The organism is Kytococcus sp. HMSC28H12, assembly GCF_001816045.1.
Classification (GTDB): Bacteria; Actinomycetota; Actinomycetes; order Actinomycetales; family Dermatophilaceae; genus Kytococcus; species Kytococcus schroeteri.
In genome coordinates this window covers 1-1,451 of record NZ_KV824551.1, presented here as the reverse complement: position 1 = coordinate 1,451, position 1,451 = coordinate 1, and the positions used below count along the sequence as shown (strand labels likewise).

Annotated in this window: 2 protein-coding genes and 1 pseudogene; 1 reads left to right on the top strand and 2 read right to left on the bottom strand. The window is 75.9% G+C overall.

The genetic code is table 11. The annotated features are described in order from the left end of the window. Positions 1-443, top strand: a 443-nt coding sequence (locus HMPREF3099_RS08315; protein ID WP_237769803.1) for an SAM-dependent methyltransferase, incomplete at its 5' end; no start/stop codon positions are given. A gap of 30 nt (positions 444-473) precedes the next feature. Here the strand turns inward: HMPREF3099_RS08315 and cobM are convergent. Then, positions 474-1,223, bottom strand: a complete 750-nt coding sequence (gene cobM, locus HMPREF3099_RS08310; protein WP_070705540.1) for a precorrin-4 C(11)-methyltransferase — start codon at positions 1,221-1,223, stop codon at positions 474-476. After that, positions 1,220-1,451 (bottom strand): annotated as a pseudogene (locus HMPREF3099_RS12985) (hypothetical protein); the annotation flags it as partial. The pseudogene HMPREF3099_RS12985 and the gene cobM, both read right to left, overlap by 4 nt.

Genomic DNA, 1,451 nt, shown 5'->3' with positions numbered 1-1,451 from the left:
CGGCCCTGGGCGCGGTGCCGGTCACGGTGGTGCCGGGCGTGACCGCGGCGCACGCCGCATCGGCCCTGGCGGGTGCCGCGCTGGGCGCCGACCACGCGCTCATCTCGCTCTCGGACCGACTCAAGCCCCTCGAGGTGGTGCTGGACCGCGTGCGCGCCTGCGCCCGCGCCGACCTGGCGATGGCCTTCTACAACCCGCGCTCCCGTTCGCGCCCGCACCAGCTGGGCGAGGTGGTCGCGGTGCTGCGCGAGGAACTGCCCGGTGACCACGTGGTGGCCGTGGCCCGCCAGGTGAGCCGGGAGGGCGAGGCACTGGAGGTCACCGACCTGGCGTCCTTCGACCCGGAGGTGGTGGACATGGGCTGCCTGGTGCTCGTCGGTGCCCGCAGCACGCGGGTGACGGCCGACGACCGGGTGTGGACGCCGCGTTACGTGGAGGGCTGAGAGGCCGGCATCGCCGCGGGCCTCCCGGCCTCAGCCGCGGCGGCGGTCGCAGCTGTAGAGGTGCGACTCCACGAAGTCGGTGTCACCGGCCGCCAGCGCCGGCCCCACGAGGATGACCGCGGCCTGCCGCAGCCCGGCGGCCTCCACCTGGTCGGCGATGTCCGCGAGCGTCCCGCGCAGGATCAGCTCGTCGGGCTGGCTGACCAGCGAGCCCACGACCACCGGGCAGTCGGCCCCGTAGTGCTCGGTGAGCTCGGCGGCCAGCCGCCGGGTGTGGCGGATGGCCAGGTGCAGCACGAGCGTGGCCCCGGTGCGGGCGAAGTTCGCCAGCTCCTCGCCGGCCGGCATCCGCGTGGAGTCCTTCTGCGCGCGGGTGAGCACCACCGACTGCGCCACCTCCGGCACGGTGAGCTCGCGCCCCACCACCGCGGCGGCCGCCGCGTAGGCCGGCACGCCGGGGCAGACGTCCCAGGGCACCCCCGCGGCGTCGAGGCGGCGGGCCTGCTCGGCCACTGCGCTGTACACCGACGGGTCGCCGGAGCAGAGCCGCGCCACGTCGTGCCCGGCCTCGTGCGCGGCGACCATCTCGGCGGTGATCTCGTCGAGCGTCATCGACTGCGTGTTCACCAGCCGCGCGCCCTGCGGGCAGTGGCCCAGCACCTCGTCGTCCAGGTAGGTGCCGGCGTACAGGCACACCGCCGAGCCCGCCAGCAGGCGGACGGCGCGCAGGGTGAGCAGGTCGGCGGCGCCGGGTCCGGCTCCGATGAAGTGGACGGTCACGACTCTCCTCGGGGGTCGGTGGGGTGGTCGGTGGTTCCCGTGCAGGCGCCCTCGCCGGTGACGAGGCTCCACGTGGTCACGGTGCGCGCGGGGGTCCAGCCGCGCAGGCGGCCCAGCGGCGCCAGGCGCTCGATGGCGGTGCGGCTCACCTCGCCGCCGTGGCGGGCCTGTGCGGCCAGCAGTACCTGCTCGGTCTCCACGGTGACGCCGTGCGCCACGAGCCGGCCG